Source organism: Litorivivens sp., from assembly GCF_041625495.1.
Lineage (GTDB): Bacteria > Pseudomonadota > Gammaproteobacteria > Pseudomonadales > Spongiibacteraceae > Litorivivens.
Genome location: NZ_JBFJTH010000099.1, coordinates 1 through 13,991, shown reverse-complemented (window position 1 = coordinate 13,991; position 13,991 = coordinate 1). Strand labels below are relative to the sequence as shown.

Genomic DNA, 13,991 nt, shown 5'->3' with positions numbered 1-13,991 from the left:
TTCCATAAAGCCGGCAGGAATCGCCCAGTGTCCTGCCCGGGGCGGGTTGCCGCGCTTCATCCAGAGCAATTTTTCACCGCAATTGACAAAGGCCGCTACCAGAATTTTCGGGCCGGGCGGATAGCATGCGTGTCCGGCGGGGCACAGCAGAACTTCGCCGCGCCCTTGATAACTTTGGGCGGTGAGTGCTATGCCGCATTCCGGACAGTAGTTCATACCAGTTTGGTTTTTTCGCCTTCACTGCGGGCAATAATCACGGTGGCGCAGGTGTCGCTGAATACGTTGACGGCAGTGCGCATCATGTCCAATACCCGATCGGTAATCATCAGCAAGCCGATACCCTCCAGTGGTAGTCCGATGACCCCCAATATGATGGAAATGGCTACCAGGCTCGCGGCCGGTATACCGGCGACGCCAATCGAGGTGAGGAGGGCGACCACCACGATGGTAAATTGCTGGACAAAGCTCAGCTCAATACCAAAGGCCTGTGCAATAAAAATGGCGGCTACGCATTCGTAGAGGGCGGTGCCATCCATGTTCACAGTGGCCCCCAGTGGCAGGACAAAACCGCGAACTCGCTGGGAAACACCGGCCTCCTCCATGCATTCCATGGTCAAGGGCAGGGTGGCGGAGCTGGAGGCCGTGGAAAACGCTGTCAGCATTGCCGGTGACATGGCCTGATAGTGTTTGGTGGGGTTGATTCGGCCAATATACTTCAGTAACAGGGGCATGGTGATAAACGCGTGAATGGCCAAGGCGATTGCCACGGTGAAGAAAAACACCAGCACCGGTTTGAAGCTGGCAAAACCGGTATCGGCCACCGTTTTTGCGACCAGACCGAAAACTCCGAGGGGCGCGAACTTCATTACCCAGAGAGTGATCAGGGTCATGATGTCCATCAGGCCATTAAAGAAATCGCGCACCGTGTCGGTCTGCGGTGAACGGCTTTGCGCCAGGAAGTACCCGAACAGGAGGCTGAAGAAAATCAGGCCAAGCATTTGCCCGTCAGCCGCTGCCGCAATGATGTTGGGGGGAACCATGCGAATGAAAACATCCACGATGTCTGCGGTGCTTTTACCCTCAACTTTGGAAAGTACGTCTGACACTGACTGGTCGCCGCTAAGACCATCGGCGAGATTGGAGCCAACCCCAGGCTGCAAAATATTTACCGCGGCGAGGCCCACCAGAATCGCCAGCAGGCTACTGGTTAAATAAAACGCGATGGTTTTGCCGCCCAGTTTCCCCAGGCCCTCGTTGTTGCCGATATTGGCGATACCGCTAATGATGGAGGCGGTGACCAGCGGCACAATAATCATCTTCAGCGCATTGAGAAAAAGGGTGCCCAGGAAGGCGTAAATGGCGTAAAACGTTAGATCGCCCAGCCCGGCCTCACGACCTGTGAGGCTGGCAACAATAACGGCGAGTATAATGGCGATGGCAATTTGCCAGTGAAGCGCGACTTTTTTCATAGAATTTTCAACAATATGGCCCGACACTGCACTTTAACGCGCGAGGCCTTCTCGCGCCACTGATCCCATCGCTCAAGTCAGGGAGAGTTTAATGGAAATAAATCTGGGTATTTTGCTGACCCTATTACTGATCGTAGTCCCGTTCTGGAAAATCTGCGAGAAAGCAGGCTATTCCGGTTGGCTGTCGTTGTTGCTACTTATTCCGCTGGTGAATATTGGCTTTCTGTTTTTTCTCGCGTTTTCAGACTGGCCCCGCGACCGGGGTAACCCTGGCGCGTAACTGGCGCGAAGCCGCCGGTGGGGCTCCCGCCGGCCAAAATAACACAGCTGTAATTTCGCTGGGTATCTAGCCTCCGTATGCTCAAGGTAATAGTAAGCAGATAACGGATGACACCATGACCCAGGCGCTGGCTCCGGCATTGGAGCCCATTACTGAAGATGACGCGTTTATCGCCGAGGCTCTGACCGACGCCTCTATTCCCACATTGATGCTCTCCATGATTCATATGAGTGGTGACACCGCCTTGCTGGATGGTGCAATCAGGCCGCTCGGGGTTTACCTCAACGAAGTGCAGGGTTACATGTCGGACGAGGACAAGGCCGCAGTGCGTGCCCAGGCGCTCGAGGTGATCAAACGCTACCGCGATGGCGGATGTAAGCCTGTTCAGCTCAGTGATCACGAAACCATTCGCCGAATGATGAGTTTCCTGGTGGCTGAAGAAGTGCCCATGGACTACGTACCCATGATGCTCGAGGAAATGGAGCTCGATGGCGATGCGCGGCAACTAGACTGGGACGCCATTCCGGTGGAGCAGCGATCAGGTTTTCATGTCACCGTCATCGGCGGTGGTATGTCCGGAGTACTGTCTGCCATTCGCTTGAAGGAGGCTGGCCTGTCGTTCACCGTGATTGAGAAAAACGCGGGGGTGGGCGGCACCTGGTATGAGAACCGTTATCCCGGCTGCCGGGTGGATGTTGGCAATCATTTTTACTGTTACTCATTCGCACCCAATCACAATTGGAGCGAATACTTTGCCCAGCAGCCAGAGTTGCAGCAGTATTTTGAAGATTGCCTGGATCGGTTTGGTATTCGCGAGCACTTTCGTTTTAACAGCGAAGTGGTGAGCGCGGCCTACGATGAAGCAAATAGCCAGTGGCAGGTGACCTGTCGTGATGCCGATGGTCAGAAACAAACGCACACGAGCAACGCACTCATTAGTGCGGTAGGTCAGCTAAACCGACCCAAATTGCCTGATATAGAAGGACGAGATCGGTTCAAGGGGATCGCCATGCACTCGGCCCAATGGCGTAGTGATGTGGATTACGCCGGCAAACGGGTCGCTGTTATCGGTACGGGAGCCAGTGCTTTTCAGCTGGTGCCTGCCATTGCTGATAAGGTCGCCGAGCTGAAGGTGTATCAGCGTTCTGCGCCGTGGATGTTTCCCAACGTCGACTATCACCGCAAGGTAGAAAGCGGTGCCCAGTGGTGTATGAAAAAACTGCCATTCTATTCACGCTGGTACCGCTTCCTGTTGTTCTGGCCCGCCTGCGACGGTCTGTTGCCGAGCCTGAAAATTGATCCAGACTGGCCCCACCAGGAACGCTCTATCAATGAAATGAACGAGATGGTGCGCGAGGTGTTTACCGACTGGATGAAACAGCAGGTGGGTGATGATGAGGCATTGCTGGATAAAGTGATTCCAGACTATGTGCCGCTGGCCAAGCGTACGCTGCAGGATAACGGCAGCTGGCTGACTGCGCTGACTAAACCTCATGTTGAACTGCGAACCGAAGGCATTCGCGAGATCACTGAGGCGGGTATTGTCGACGCTCATGGTGAGCTGTTTGAGGCAGATATTATTGTTTATGCCACGGGTTTTCACGCTAACCGATTTCTCTGGCCGATGGAGATTGTCGGTCGCGGCGGGATGACACTTCGTGAGCAGTGGGGTGACGAGCCTGAGGCCTACTTGGGTATCACTGTGCCAAACTTCCCCAACCTGTTCTGTCTCTATGGTCCGGGTACCAACCTCGCCTTTGGCGGCAGCCTGATATTCAATTCAGAGTGTGAAGTGCGCTACGCCCTGTCTGGAATCAAAACCCTGCTGCAAGAAGGCGCGAAAGCGCTTGAGGTAAAACACACGGTGCATCGAGATTATCAGTTGAAGTTGCAAAATGAGTTATCGAATATGGTCTGGTCGCACCCGACGGTGAAGCATAGCTGGTATCAGAATGAGGCTGGCAAAGTTACCGTGCTGTCTCCCTGGCGTCTGCGTGATTTCTGGGAGTGGACTAAGGCAATTAACCCCGACGACTATGCGTTCACGTGAACGCTGCGATCAGGCCGAATCAGTCAGGCGACCACGTAGCGTAGAAACTTACGCGGTCAGACCGATTTCCGGTGTCAACCAAAACTGGCCAGCATTGCTCGTTCTTCGGCGATCAGTGAAGCAAAGATCTCATGGTTTTGAATGCGGCCAAGGTAGGCAGCGGTTTTGGGCCATCGCGCAGCATCGCAGGCATGGCTGCTGTGCAGCATGGCTACACTGATTGCGCCCACGGCAATGTCGGCTAGAGAAAAACCGGACGCCAGAAGATAATCGCCGGCTATCTCTGATTCGAGGTAGTCAAATATCGCCGGTATTTCCTGGTTGATGGCTTTGTCGATATCCGCCTGTATCGGGTCGCGTTTAAATACCAGGCGGGCGAGCACCACTTCGGCAAACAGGTGCCCACCCATGGCCGTCGTCATAACGCTGCCGGCGTATTCTTCAAACCACAGCGCACGCGCTGCTTCAAAGTTGTCGGTTGGCAATAGCGGCCTGTCGGGATATTCCCGCTCCAGCCAGGCGCATATAACGGATGAATCACTCAGGTAGCGATCCCCAATGCGCAGCAGCGGTATTTTGCCCAGCGGACTGTTGGCCTTGAACTCTTCTGGCTGATCGTCACCAACCGGAACAACAAAAACGTGTTCGTAGTCGAGCCCCTTGTATGCCAGGGCTGCACGAACTTTGCGCACATAAGGAGAAATGTGAGCGCCGTAGAGGGTGAGTGTGCTCATCGTGAAAATCCTCTGTTGTGTGGTTCAACAAGCTAGCGCCATTTTCGCGCGGCGTCGAGTGCATGAATGCACAAGGCCTCCGCAGGTATAATGCCTGTTTTTGCCGGTGCCTGCCTTTGTCTGTCTTGGATATTCTCTATCGTGACGATCACTTTGTTGCGATCAACAAGCCCAGCGGCCTGCTGGTGCATCGCAGTGCCATTGATCGCCGCGAAACCCGGTTCGCGCTGCAGCTGGTCAGGGATCAGATCGGACAAAAGGTTTATCCGGTGCATCGACTCGACAAGCCCACGTCCGGGGTTTTGTTATTTGCACTGTCACCTGAAATGGCTCGCGCCGTCTCGACGCAGTTTGCCGAACAAGGCGTCTATAAGCGCTACCTGGCTGTGGTTCGTGGTTTTGCGCCTGACAATGGCGCGATTGATCACCCTTTGAAGGAGGAGCTGGACAAAATGACGGATAGCCGGGCCCGTCAGGACAAGCCACCCCAGCCTGCGCTGACACACTTTCGTTGTCTGGCGAGGGTTGAGTTGCCGGTGCGCGTCGAGCGCTATCCGCAGACGCGCTATTCACTGGTTGAAGCGATTCCCAAAACCGGCCGCAAACACCAGATCCGGCGGCATATGAAACATATCGCGCACCCTGTTATTGGTGATGCCAAGCATGGAAAGGGTGTACACAATCGCTTTTTTCAGACGCAATACCACTGCCATCGATTATTGCTGGCGTGCGTCGAAATGCGTTTCCAGCATCCGCTAAGTGCGGATGAAGTGAGGCTATCTGCTCACCCGGGTGAGGATTTTATCCGGCTGTGCGAAGGTTTCGGCTGGGGCAAATATTTGTCCGGGGGCACGCCGCCATAGCAGTGGTTGCTACTGTGGGCATCTAGCGCAAGGCTGCTCTGTTCAGGGTGTGCTCTGCGCTAATTGCAATGCAGTATGTATCAGCGTGGGTGCAGATTCGTTGGGCGTTTTCGGCGGTGGTAAATTGCGACGGCGGGTGGTAGAAAGCCTGCTGTATTTCAGGAGTCCACACGTGCATAAAGCGTTAGCCGAATTGCTGGTCTGTAACCAGCTTGAAGAGATTGATACCAATCTGTACACCGGCCGAGCGGCCCATAACAGTGGTGGTCGCATATACGGCGGGCAGGTGCTAGCGCAGGCTTTAAGCGCTGCTGGACGCACTGTGTCTGAAACATTCACGCTACACTCCATGCATGCTTATTTCTTGCGCATGGGCGACCCGAGCCGGCAGGTGGTGTACGAAGTGGACCCGATTCGCGACGGTCGCAGCTTTGTCACCCGGCGGGTGGTCGCCCGGCAATATGGCAAGGCCATTTTTAGTGCAATGCTGTCCTACCAGGTGGCGGAAGAGGGGTTCGAGCACGCGTGTACGATGCCTGATGTGCCGCCGCCCGAAGCGCTGGTCAGCGACGACGAGCGCTTGAAGAAATACTTCCCGAATCGTGAGGGCAACTGGCCCATTGAGTTCAGGAAAGTTAATCCGCAAGACCTGGATAATCTGCAGCCCAGTGAGGCGGTGTCCTACAGCTGGTTCAAGGCGACGGATATCATCGGCGACGATCTGGCAACACATCAGCAGTTGTTGGCCTATGCGTCGGATAATCCGATTCTGATCACAGCGCTGAACCCGCACGCCGTTTCCTTTCTTAACCCGGAACTGGCAACCATCTCACTCGACCACGCGCTCTGGTTTTACCGACCTTTTCGGGTGGATGACTGGCTGCTCTACGAAACGCACAGCGATGTGGCAGCCAATGGGCGGGCCTGGTGTCGCGGACGTATCTATAATCGCTCGGGTGAACTGGTGGCGGCGGTGACTCAGGAGGGCTTGCTGCGGCTGAAAAACCGGTAGGCCCACTCCGCACGTATAAGGCGCTTTAAGTTCGGAGATTTCCTCATCGTGCGTTTGCTCATTTTACCCGCCTTACTCTTCCTGTCAGCCTGTGCGTCCCATAAAGGGGTGCCGCCGGGGGCTGCCGAGGTCGAGCTGCAGCAAACTGACTATCAGGTAGTGCGCGGACTGCGTTATAGCCCAGACCGCTGGCCGGAGCCCTTGCTGGCAGATGTCTATCGACCTCTGGGCGCAGGGCCGTTCCCGGCGGTACTGGTAGTACACGGTGGAGGCTGGGAAGGGCGCTCTCCCGAGGATATGGCGGGTATTAGCGAGCGCCTTGCGACCAACGGCTTCGTCGCGGTAAATATCGCCTACCGGTTTGCGCCGCAGTATCGTTTTCCGGCGCAGCTCCACGATCTGCAGCAGGCCATGCACTGGATTCACCAGCGCGCGGATGAATTCGCGATTGATCGGTCGCGGGTGGCGGCATTGGGCTATTCCGCCGGAGCCCATCTGGTGAGTTTGTTGGGCTTGGTGGCAGGCACCGCAAGCGATCTGGATGTTCCTTACGGTGGCGCTGTTACTCGTCCCTACGCGGTGGTGGCAGGGGGAACGCCATCTGATCTGCGCAAATTTACAGGCGGTCGGCTGGTGCCGCAGTTTTTGGGTGGGACGATAGAACAGATGCCCGAGGCCTTTGCTCAGGCGTCACCGGTTGTTCACGTTCACGACAATGCGCCGCCATTCTTTATCTACCACGGAGCGGCTGATTTGCTGGTTGCCGACGATCACGCGACCGATTTCTATGCGGCGCTTCGGCAACAAGGTGTTCCGGCAGAACTATACCTGCTCCGATTGAGGGGGCACTTTACGGCCTTTGCTCTCAGCGGGTCAGCGATTGACGCGAGTATGCGATTTCTTCAGCGTTCGCCGGAGTCGTTGCACTGAATGTTGGCCATGGCTGCGCGCATGACGTCGGGTATGCGTACCGACTTCTGCTGTGCCCGGGTGACAAAAACATGGGTAAAGTGACCGCTCGCAGCAGCGTAATCTTCTCCGGCCTTGAAAATTCCGATGTTGTAGCGCACCGAGCTGTTACCCAGCTTTTCAATTGCCAGTCCGGCTTCCAGTTGCTGCGGATATGCAACCGGCGTGTAGTACTCGCAGCCTGATGACACCACGAACCCAATAATGTCACCACTGTGTATGTCCAGGCCGCACTCTTCAATGAGAAAGCGATTGGCTGCGCTATCAAAATAGGAATAGTAGGTAACGTTGTTCACGTGCCCGTAGATGTCGTTGTCCATCCAGCGGGTGGTGATGGGGTAGAAGCGTTTGTAGTAGGCGCGATCCTTGGGTGTCATGGTATTCCCTAAAATGCCGATCGATAGATGGTCAGTGCGTCAGCCTCGCTGACTTCCCGCGGATTATTTACCAGTAACCTCTGTTGCAGCATGGCATCGCTCGCCAGCATCGGTAGGTCGCTTTCCGGTACGCCGGCCTCTTTCAGGGTTTGCGGCAGCGGCGCTTGGGCGACTAACTTGCGCATGGCGGCAATGAACTGATCACAGGCGGTGTGCGGTGACAAAATCTGCACCCCTGGCTGCAGGCAGGGCAGGAGTTCGGCGTAGTGGTTTGCGGCGACGCTGGCGTTAAATTCCAGAACGGCCGGCAGCACTAGCGAGTTACTTAAACCGTGCGGTATGTGGTAGTGCCCGCCCAGTGGATAGGCCAGTGCATGTACAGCGGCCACTGGTGCGTTGGCAAAGGCCTGACCGGCAAGGCAGGCGCCGAGCAGCATGTTGCTACGGGCTTCAATGTTGTTGCCTTCATTGATGGCGATGGGCAGGTTGGCGGCCATTAGAGTCAGCGCCTGTCTGGCCAGCATATCGGAGTATGGGTTTTTCTTCAGTTTGGAGGTGTAGGCCTCTATGGCGTGCACCATGGCGTCTATCCCGGTGGCGGCGGTTACCGCTGGTGGCAGGCCGAGAGTTAGCTCCGGGTCGAGCAAGGCGATGTCTGGCAGTAGTTGAGGCGAGACTACCCCCATCTTCGTGGTTTCGCCGGTGGTGACGATGGCAATCGGAGTGACTTCCGAGCCGGTGCCGGCGGTGGTGGGTATTTGGATCAGTGGCAGGCGCTCGCCCTGCACATTGCCAATACCGTACATTTGCGTCAGTGATTGGTTCGAGTAGGCGAGCACCGCAATGAGTTTGGCTACATCCATGGAGCTGCCTCCACCGAGACCGATCACGCCATCGATGCCGTGTTCGCGAGCAAACGCAGCGGCAGCGAGCACCACGGCTTCCGGTGGATCGGCCTGAACGTCGCTGTACAGGCTGACCGCAAGGCCGCCCTGCTCAAGGAGTTGCTGGATGCGTTCCACGATACCGGTGGCTTTCAGGCCCGGATCGGTAACGAGCAGCAAGTGTTTTCGGGCCAAGGCCTGGCAGAGCTCGGGAAGTTGGCGGCTGCCCCCGTTTTCAAAAACAATCCGGCGGCAGGTTTCAAACTGGAAGTTCATGATTGCATCCCTTCGTAGATGTTTACGATTGCTCCTGCACAAAACTGTGGTAGGCAGAGGCCACGGCGCTGGGTGTTTCAACCTGTGGGTAGTGGCCAATCTCCGGCAGGTCGACAATCGTGTCGTTGGGTCGGACCAGTTCCCGGTAGCGCGCGACCATATGCGAGCCAGATACCGGGTCGGCGTTGCCGTTGATCAGCATCACCGGTACGCAGCTATCGCGCAGCGCAAGCAGCCAGCGTTCCCGGTTTTTGCGGCGATCAGCCATGTAGTGAATCAGCTTGTGAAGAATCTGATTGCCGTGTTGGCGGCATATCAATTCCCAAAAAGCGTTAAGTTCTGTCTGGCTGGGTCGGCTTGCTGTACCAAAGATGGCGGTAAAGCTGCGCTCAAACTGTTTTTTGCCGAATAGTCGGGAAATGTAAGCGCCGAGTGGACCTTCCAGTAATTTCTGTATCAGGCGGGCGCGGTGGGTCTCTGGAAACAGACCGCCGTTGAGCAGGCAGACGGAGAGCCAGTGCCCCTTGCCCTTGCCGGTGTTTTGTCGGTAGAGCAGTTCCTGGGCAACCGTATCACCATAGTCATGGGCCAGTACGTGAAAGCGATCAATCTCCAGTGCGCAGATCAGGTCCTCGACGATGTCCGCCTGCTGGTGAATGCTGTAGGTGTGGTCGCGCGGTTTGTCGCTGAAGCCAAAGCCAAGCATATCCAGCGCGATGAGGCGGTAGTGTTCTTCCAGTAAGGGCCACAGTTTGTACCAGTCCCAACTGCTGGTGGGGAAGCCGTGGATAAGCAAGACCACGGGCTTGTCGCTCGGGCCGCTGTCCCGGTAAAAGAGCTTGTGGCCGTCGACGGCAAAAAAGGTGCCTGCTTCCAGCCACTGGTCGATGCCGCTGATATTGGTTCCGTTACTCTGCATGTGTCCGAAGTTCTCAAAAGTTGTGGCCAACTATGGCAAAATTGCCGTCCATTGCACAGCTCTGCTCTTGCCAGGTCGGGAAATAATGCCAATTACCATTCGATATAGTCACGAAATTGAGGCTTCGGCCGCGCAGGTGTGGGAAGTTCTCACGGATCTTGAGGCCTATCCGCGTTGGAATACGTTTGTGGAGACCTGTCGTTCCACGCTGAAAGTTGGTGACCCAATAGACATGCGTGTGCGGGTTCTGCCTTTTGTGGCGCAAGCGCAGAGAGAATACATCTTTGAGCATGAGCCGGGGGTGTTGTTGAGTTACGGCATAAAGCCAGCGCCGTTGGGAGCCATGAAGAGTTATCGATCACACCGCATTGAAGCGCTGGCGGACGGGCGCACCCGGTATCTCTCCAGTTTTGAGCTCAGTGGCTGGTTTGCACCGGTGGTGGGGTTGTTGCTCGGGCACTTCCTGCGCGACGGTTTTCGCCGTATGAGCCAAGGCATCGCTGATGAGGCGGAGCGGCGGGCGTCGTCAAACGCGTAGCACGCGCACACAAAAAAGCCCGGGCAGCGCCGGGCTTTCGCGATGCGTCAGGTTGCCGATCAATTACTTGATCTTGGCTTCCTTGTAGATCACGTGCTTGCGAACAACCGGATCGTACTTCTTGAACTCGAACTTGTCAGGCGAGTTACGCTTGTTCTTGTACGTGGTATAGAAGTGACCGGTGCCAGCAGAGGACACCAGACGAATTTTTTCGGTTACACCTTTCTTGGCCATGATGTTCTACCTTATACCTTTTCGCCGCGGGCACGCAGATCGCTAACAACAGCGTCGATGCCCTTCTTGTCGATGATGCGCATACCTTTGCTCGATACTCGCAGGGTCACAAAGCGCTTTTCGCTTTCCAGCCAGAAGCGATGTCTGTGCAGGTTCGGCAAAAAACGACGCTTGGTGCGGTTTTTGGCGTGGGATACATTGTTTCCGGTTACGGGACGCTTACCAGTAACCTGACACACTCTGGACATGATACTCTCGCTCGTCTTTCAGACCCTTTTCACAAAGGGCTGGTCGTCATAAAGGACTAATTCAACTAGATTTTTCGGCGTTCGCCAGGGCGAATCGCCCAAATTCTGGCCCGATACAGTGGCTGAGAAAATGCAGCGGCCGAAACGGAGCGCGACTTTATACCAGAAGGGGCGCTGCGCCGCAAGGAATTTGAAGTTTGAGAATGATAATGGGCGGGCGCTGTTTGCGGGTGCGGCGTCTGCGGCACCCTCAGAGTTCACCCCGCTCCGCCAGTGATACCACCGCCGACCCGGCAACGATGCAATGGTCGAGAAGGCGGATATCCACCATTTCCAGAGCCTGCTTCAGACGCGCCGTGATAGCGATATCGGCGCGGCTTGGTTCGGCCAGACCCGATGGGTGGTTGTGGGCTACGATGAGTGCTGCCGCGTTGACGTCCAGGGCGCGCTTGACCACTTCCCTTGGATACACCGTGGCGCCGTTGATAGTGCCGTAGAAAAGCGGCTCGTATGCCAGCAATCGATGCTGGTTATCCAGATACAGCGCCGCAAATACTTCCCTGGCTTCGCCGCGCAGTTGGGCCTGGAGAAACTGGCGGGTGGCGGCAGCGCTGGTGAGCACCGTATCGCGCTGAAGGTTTTCAGCGAAATGACGTCTGGCCATTTCCAGTATGGCTTGGAGTTGGGCGAATTTGGCATCGCCCAAGCCGGGCGATTGGCAAAAGACTTTGCGATTGGCGCCCAATAAGGCGCTGAGGCTGCCAAACTGGTGAAGGAGTTCTCGTGCCAGGTCGACGGCCGATTTGCCAGGCACACCCGTGCGCAGAAAGATGGCCAGCAATTCCGCGTCAGACAGGCTTTGCGGGCCGTGAGTAAGCAGTCGCTCGCGTGGACGTTCTGAAGCAGGCCAGTCCGTTATGGCCATATCACCCTCCCTGGTGAGCCGCCGGTAGTGAGTAACGAATGAAAAACTGCAATAATGACGGCTGCTTAGCTATTATCAAACCAACAGGGCGCACACCGCAATATGTCACGCTTGAATAACCGCCACATCGTGCTGGGAATTACCGGGGGGATCGCTGCCTACAAAGCCGCTGAGCTGGTACGCCGCCTCAAGGAGCGCGGCGCCCAAGTACATGTGGTGATGACCGCTGCAGCCCAGGAATTTATTACCCCGCTGACCCTGCAGGCGTTGTCGGGAAATCCGGTGCATACCTCATTGCTGGATTCAGAGGCCGAGGCGGCAATGGGGCATATCGAGCTGGCGCGGTGGGCCGATTTGCTGCTGGTGGCGCCAGCGTCGGCGGATTTTCTTGCCAAGCTGGCCCAAGGCCAGGCCGATGATCTGCTGTCTACCCTGTGGCTTGCCTGTCAGGCGAAAAAAGCCGTGGCGCCAGCCATGAACCAGGCTATGTGGGCAGATGCTGCAACCCTCGCCAATATGGATGTTCTGCGCCAGCGGGGTGTCACGGTGTTGGGGCCGGCGGCCGGCGAGCAGGCCTGTGGTGACGTTGGTTTGGGTCGCATGCTGGAGCCTACTGAACTGGCGGATCTGGCGGAAGCGCAATTTCAGGGGCGCGCGCTTGACGGCAAGCGGGTTTTGATCACCGCGGGCCCGACTCGTGAAGCGATTGACCCGGTGCGCTACATCAGCAATCACTCGTCGGGCAAGATGGGTTATGCGCTGGCGCGTGCTGCCTGCGATGCCGGCGCCAGCGTGGTGTTGGTCAGTGGCCCGGTTGCGTTACCCTGTCCGGAAGGCGTGGAACGCGTCGACGTTTCCTGCGCGCAAGAAATGTATGATGCTGTCATGCAGCGCGTCGCGCGCACCGATCTTTTTATTGGCTGCGCTGCGGTAGCCGATTATCGACCGGCGCAGGCTGTTGAGCAGAAAATTAAAAAGAATGCTGAAACCATGCAGATCGAACTGGTGCGCAACCCGGACATCATTAGTGCAGTAGCCGGCGCGGAGAAGCGCCCGTTTACAGTGGGTTTTGCCGCAGAAACACAGGATGTGATCAGCTACGCACGCGGTAAGCTGGAGCGCAAAAATCTCGATGCCATCATTGCCAACGATGTGTCAGATGCAGGCATCGGGTTTAACAGCGACCAGAATGAGGTGGTGCTGCTGGCTGCGGGGCTCGAGCAGGCGCTGCCGCGGATGGGTAAACAGCAACTCGCGACGACGTTGATTGACCGCCTCGCCCACTGCATGGCGAGCTGACGTTTTGGTCCGTCGGGGAATGACTTCGCAGGGAGCCCAATGAACAGGCGCCATCGGTTTGACGATTTTGACTTCAATGCCACCAAGCTGCGCACTGGCAGGAAGTTTTCGGGTCTGCGTTCTCTGTTTCAGGTGCGTCGTGGCGATCTGCTGCGTCTGGCGGCAACCAAGGCCATACTGCTGCCGCTGGTGGCTGGTTTTCTGGTCATTGGGCTTACCTACATCAGCGAGCGTTTTCATCATGCCCAAGCGATTGCCCATCTGACGATGGAAGCAGAGCGTGCAGCGCTGCTTATGGATCGCCATCTCAGTAACCTTAGTGCAGAAGTTGAAAATCTGGCGGTGAAGCTGGCGGCCGACGGGGCTGTTGTCCTGCCCGATGATGCGCTGCCACGTGCCAGCACTCGACGCTTGATACCCGTTACGGAGCTGGGTATAGCGGACGATGACAACAGAGCGCTGGACCCCTTGAGGCACATTGAGCGGGACATGATCCGTCGCAGCCTGGAGCTGCAGGCATCAGTGATCGATGTTTATCGTGACGACAAGCACTGGTTGCTGTCGGTTGTCACGCCAGTCAGTGGCGACATGGTCTTGCTGGCCAGTTACCCGGATGCCGTATTGGGACAGGCACTGGCGCGTATTGCCAGTCAGCAGCCGGTGTTGCTGGAATTGAAATACCGGTTTTCCAGTGGCTGGCGCACGCTGACCCGGCGAGGTGCATTGGAGCCTAGTCCGGCGACCGCGCAGGTAGTTCTTGGTCGGCCGTTGTGGTCGGTCGAACTAACGATGGGCAAGCTGGCTTACCAGGCATGGATTAACCGCAATCTCTGGCTTTATGTTGTCGCTTTGATTGCGGCATTCGCGGCAGTAGTAGAATTGTTGCTGTCGTTGCTCCGGTTGCGCACGCGGCG

At 56.6% G+C, this 13,991-nt stretch carries 16 protein-coding genes and 1 pseudogene; 8 read left to right on the top strand and 9 right to left on the bottom strand.

All coding sequences use genetic code 11. The features are described from left to right. Together ABYP39_RS12175 and ABYP39_RS12170 are read right to left on the bottom strand one after the other, a co-directional pair. Positions 1 to 216 (bottom strand): annotated as a pseudogene (locus ABYP39_RS12175) (NUDIX hydrolase); the annotation flags it as partial. Continuing rightward, positions 213 to 1,469, bottom strand: coding sequence for a dicarboxylate/amino acid:cation symporter (locus ABYP39_RS12170; protein ID WP_372748644.1), 1,257 nt, complete (start codon positions 1,467 to 1,469; stop codon positions 213 to 215). The gene ABYP39_RS12170 and the pseudogene ABYP39_RS12175, both read right to left, overlap by 4 nt. A 91-nt stretch (positions 1,470 to 1,560) precedes the next feature. On the opposite strand from ABYP39_RS12170, the gene ABYP39_RS12165 reads away from it, so the two are divergent. Both ABYP39_RS12165 and ABYP39_RS12160 read left to right on the top strand, forming a co-directional pair. Beyond that, the gene (locus tag ABYP39_RS12165; protein WP_372748643.1) at positions 1,561 to 1,749 is read left to right on the top strand and encodes a hypothetical protein; all 189 of its coding nucleotides are present in this window, start codon (positions 1,561 to 1,563) and stop codon (positions 1,747 to 1,749) included. A gap of 115 nt (positions 1,750 to 1,864) precedes the next feature. Then, positions 1,865 to 3,799: a flavin-containing monooxygenase gene (locus ABYP39_RS12160; protein ID WP_372758544.1), complete on the top strand. Its 1,935-nt coding sequence runs from the start codon at positions 1,865 to 1,867 to the stop codon at positions 3,797 to 3,799. A 74-nt stretch (positions 3,800 to 3,873) separates the two neighbouring features. Here ABYP39_RS12160 and ABYP39_RS12155 read toward each other — a convergent pair whose 3' ends face one another. Next, on the bottom strand, positions 3,874 to 4,533 hold the full coding sequence (locus ABYP39_RS12155; protein WP_372748641.1) for a glutathione S-transferase family protein: 660 nt from the start codon (positions 4,531 to 4,533) through the stop codon (positions 3,874 to 3,876). Between the two features lie 116 nt (positions 4,534 to 4,649). Between ABYP39_RS12155 and truC the strand changes: the two genes are divergently transcribed. The 3 genes from truC (at position 4,650) to ABYP39_RS12140 (ending at position 7,338) form a co-directional block, all read left to right on the top strand. Next, positions 4,650 to 5,396 (top strand): tRNA pseudouridine(65) synthase TruC, encoded by a 747-nt coding sequence (gene truC / locus ABYP39_RS12150; RefSeq protein WP_372748640.1) that lies wholly within the window; start codon positions 4,650 to 4,652, stop codon positions 5,394 to 5,396. A 172-nt stretch (positions 5,397 to 5,568) separates the two neighbouring features. Beyond that, positions 5,569 to 6,408 carry an acyl-CoA thioesterase gene (locus tag ABYP39_RS12145; protein ID WP_372782758.1) on the top strand — a complete coding sequence of 280 codons (840 nt, stop codon included), beginning with the start codon at positions 5,569 to 5,571 and terminating at the stop codon, positions 6,406 to 6,408. A 48-nt stretch (positions 6,409 to 6,456) separates the two neighbouring features. Beyond that, entirely contained in the window at positions 6,457 to 7,338 is an 882-nt protein-coding gene (locus tag ABYP39_RS12140; RefSeq protein WP_372748638.1) for an alpha/beta hydrolase fold domain-containing protein, read from the top strand. On the opposite strand, the gene ABYP39_RS12135 is transcribed toward ABYP39_RS12140, so the two are convergent. Genes ABYP39_RS12135 through ABYP39_RS12125 form a run of 3 tightly spaced genes read right to left on the bottom strand, consistent with a single transcriptional unit; the run spans position 7,311 to position 9,833 of the window. Next, positions 7,311 to 7,754, bottom strand: coding sequence for an acyl-CoA thioesterase (locus tag ABYP39_RS12135; RefSeq protein WP_372758545.1), 444 nt, complete (start codon positions 7,752 to 7,754; stop codon positions 7,311 to 7,313). The two genes, ABYP39_RS12140 and ABYP39_RS12135, sit on opposite strands and share 28 nt — an antisense overlap. An 8-nt stretch (positions 7,755 to 7,762) precedes the next feature. Further along, positions 7,763 to 8,917, bottom strand: coding sequence for an iron-containing alcohol dehydrogenase (locus tag ABYP39_RS12130; protein WP_372782760.1), 1,155 nt, complete (start codon positions 8,915 to 8,917; stop codon positions 7,763 to 7,765). Positions 8,918 to 8,936: 19 nt separating this feature from the next. Beyond that, entirely contained in the window at positions 8,937 to 9,833 is an 897-nt protein-coding gene (locus ABYP39_RS12125; protein ID WP_372748260.1) for an alpha/beta fold hydrolase, read from the bottom strand. Between the two features lie 85 nt (positions 9,834 to 9,918). Between ABYP39_RS12125 and ABYP39_RS12120 the strand changes: the two genes are divergently transcribed. Continuing rightward, positions 9,919 to 10,371, top strand: coding sequence for an SRPBCC family protein (locus tag ABYP39_RS12120; protein ID WP_372748259.1), 453 nt, complete (start codon positions 9,919 to 9,921; stop codon positions 10,369 to 10,371). A 63-nt stretch (positions 10,372 to 10,434) separates the two neighbouring features. Here ABYP39_RS12120 and rpmG read toward each other — a convergent pair whose 3' ends face one another. The 3 genes from rpmG to radC all read right to left on the bottom strand — a co-directional run bounded on the left by rpmG (position 10,435) and on the right by radC (position 11,778). Then, positions 10,435 to 10,605, bottom strand: a complete 171-nt coding sequence (gene rpmG, locus ABYP39_RS12115; protein WP_372748258.1) for a 50S ribosomal protein L33 — start codon at positions 10,603 to 10,605, stop codon at positions 10,435 to 10,437. Between the two features lie 11 nt (positions 10,606 to 10,616). Beyond that, positions 10,617 to 10,853: a 50S ribosomal protein L28 gene (gene rpmB / locus ABYP39_RS12110; protein ID WP_372748257.1), complete on the bottom strand. Its 237-nt coding sequence runs from the start codon at positions 10,851 to 10,853 to the stop codon at positions 10,617 to 10,619. A 250-nt stretch (positions 10,854 to 11,103) separates the two neighbouring features. After that, the gene (gene radC / locus ABYP39_RS12105; RefSeq protein WP_372782756.1) at positions 11,104 to 11,778 is read right to left on the bottom strand and encodes a DNA repair protein RadC; all 675 of its coding nucleotides are present in this window, start codon (positions 11,776 to 11,778) and stop codon (positions 11,104 to 11,106) included. A 102-nt stretch (positions 11,779 to 11,880) separates the two neighbouring features. On the opposite strand from radC, the gene coaBC reads away from it, so the two are divergent. Further along, a complete protein-coding gene (gene coaBC / locus ABYP39_RS12100; RefSeq protein WP_372782754.1) occupies positions 11,881 to 13,077 on the top strand; it encodes a bifunctional phosphopantothenoylcysteine decarboxylase/phosphopantothenate--cysteine ligase CoaBC in 1,197 nt (398 codons plus the stop codon). A 39-nt stretch (positions 13,078 to 13,116) separates the two neighbouring features. Then, the coding region (locus tag ABYP39_RS12095; protein ID WP_372782752.1) for a hypothetical protein at positions 13,117 to 13,991 on the top strand (875 nt) is incomplete at its 3' end.

What these genes read in the sequence shown, in the direction of transcription:
- radC (WP_372782756.1), bottom strand. Translation starts at nt 11,778, where the DNA reads ATGGCCATAACGGACTGGCCTGCTTCAGAACGTCCACGCGAGCGACTG.
- ABYP39_RS12120 (WP_372748259.1), top strand. Translation starts at nt 9,919, where the DNA reads ATGCCAATTACCATTCGATATAGTCACGAAATTGAGGCTTCGGCCGCG.
- ABYP39_RS12165 (WP_372748643.1), top strand. Translation starts at nt 1,561, where the DNA reads ATGGAAATAAATCTGGGTATTTTGCTGACCCTATTACTGATCGTAGTC.
- ABYP39_RS12135 (WP_372758545.1), bottom strand. Translation starts at nt 7,754, where the DNA reads ATGACACCCAAGGATCGCGCCTACTACAAACGCTTCTACCCCATCACC.
- ABYP39_RS12170 (WP_372748644.1), bottom strand. Translation starts at nt 1,469, where the DNA reads ATGAAAAAAGTCGCGCTTCACTGGCAAATTGCCATCGCCATTATACTC.
- rpmG (WP_372748258.1), bottom strand. Translation starts at nt 10,605, where the DNA reads ATGGCCAAGAAAGGTGTAACCGAAAAAATTCGTCTGGTGTCCTCTGCT.
- coaBC (WP_372782754.1), top strand. Translation starts at nt 11,881, where the DNA reads ATGTCACGCTTGAATAACCGCCACATCGTGCTGGGAATTACCGGGGGG.
- ABYP39_RS12160 (WP_372758544.1), top strand. Translation starts at nt 1,865, where the DNA reads ATGACCCAGGCGCTGGCTCCGGCATTGGAGCCCATTACTGAAGATGAC.
- ABYP39_RS12125 (WP_372748260.1), bottom strand. Translation starts at nt 9,833, where the DNA reads ATGCAGAGTAACGGAACCAATATCAGCGGCATCGACCAGTGGCTGGAA.
- ABYP39_RS12155 (WP_372748641.1), bottom strand. Translation starts at nt 4,533, where the DNA reads ATGAGCACACTCACCCTCTACGGCGCTCACATTTCTCCTTATGTGCGC.
- rpmB (WP_372748257.1), bottom strand. Translation starts at nt 10,853, where the DNA reads ATGTCCAGAGTGTGTCAGGTTACTGGTAAGCGTCCCGTAACCGGAAAC.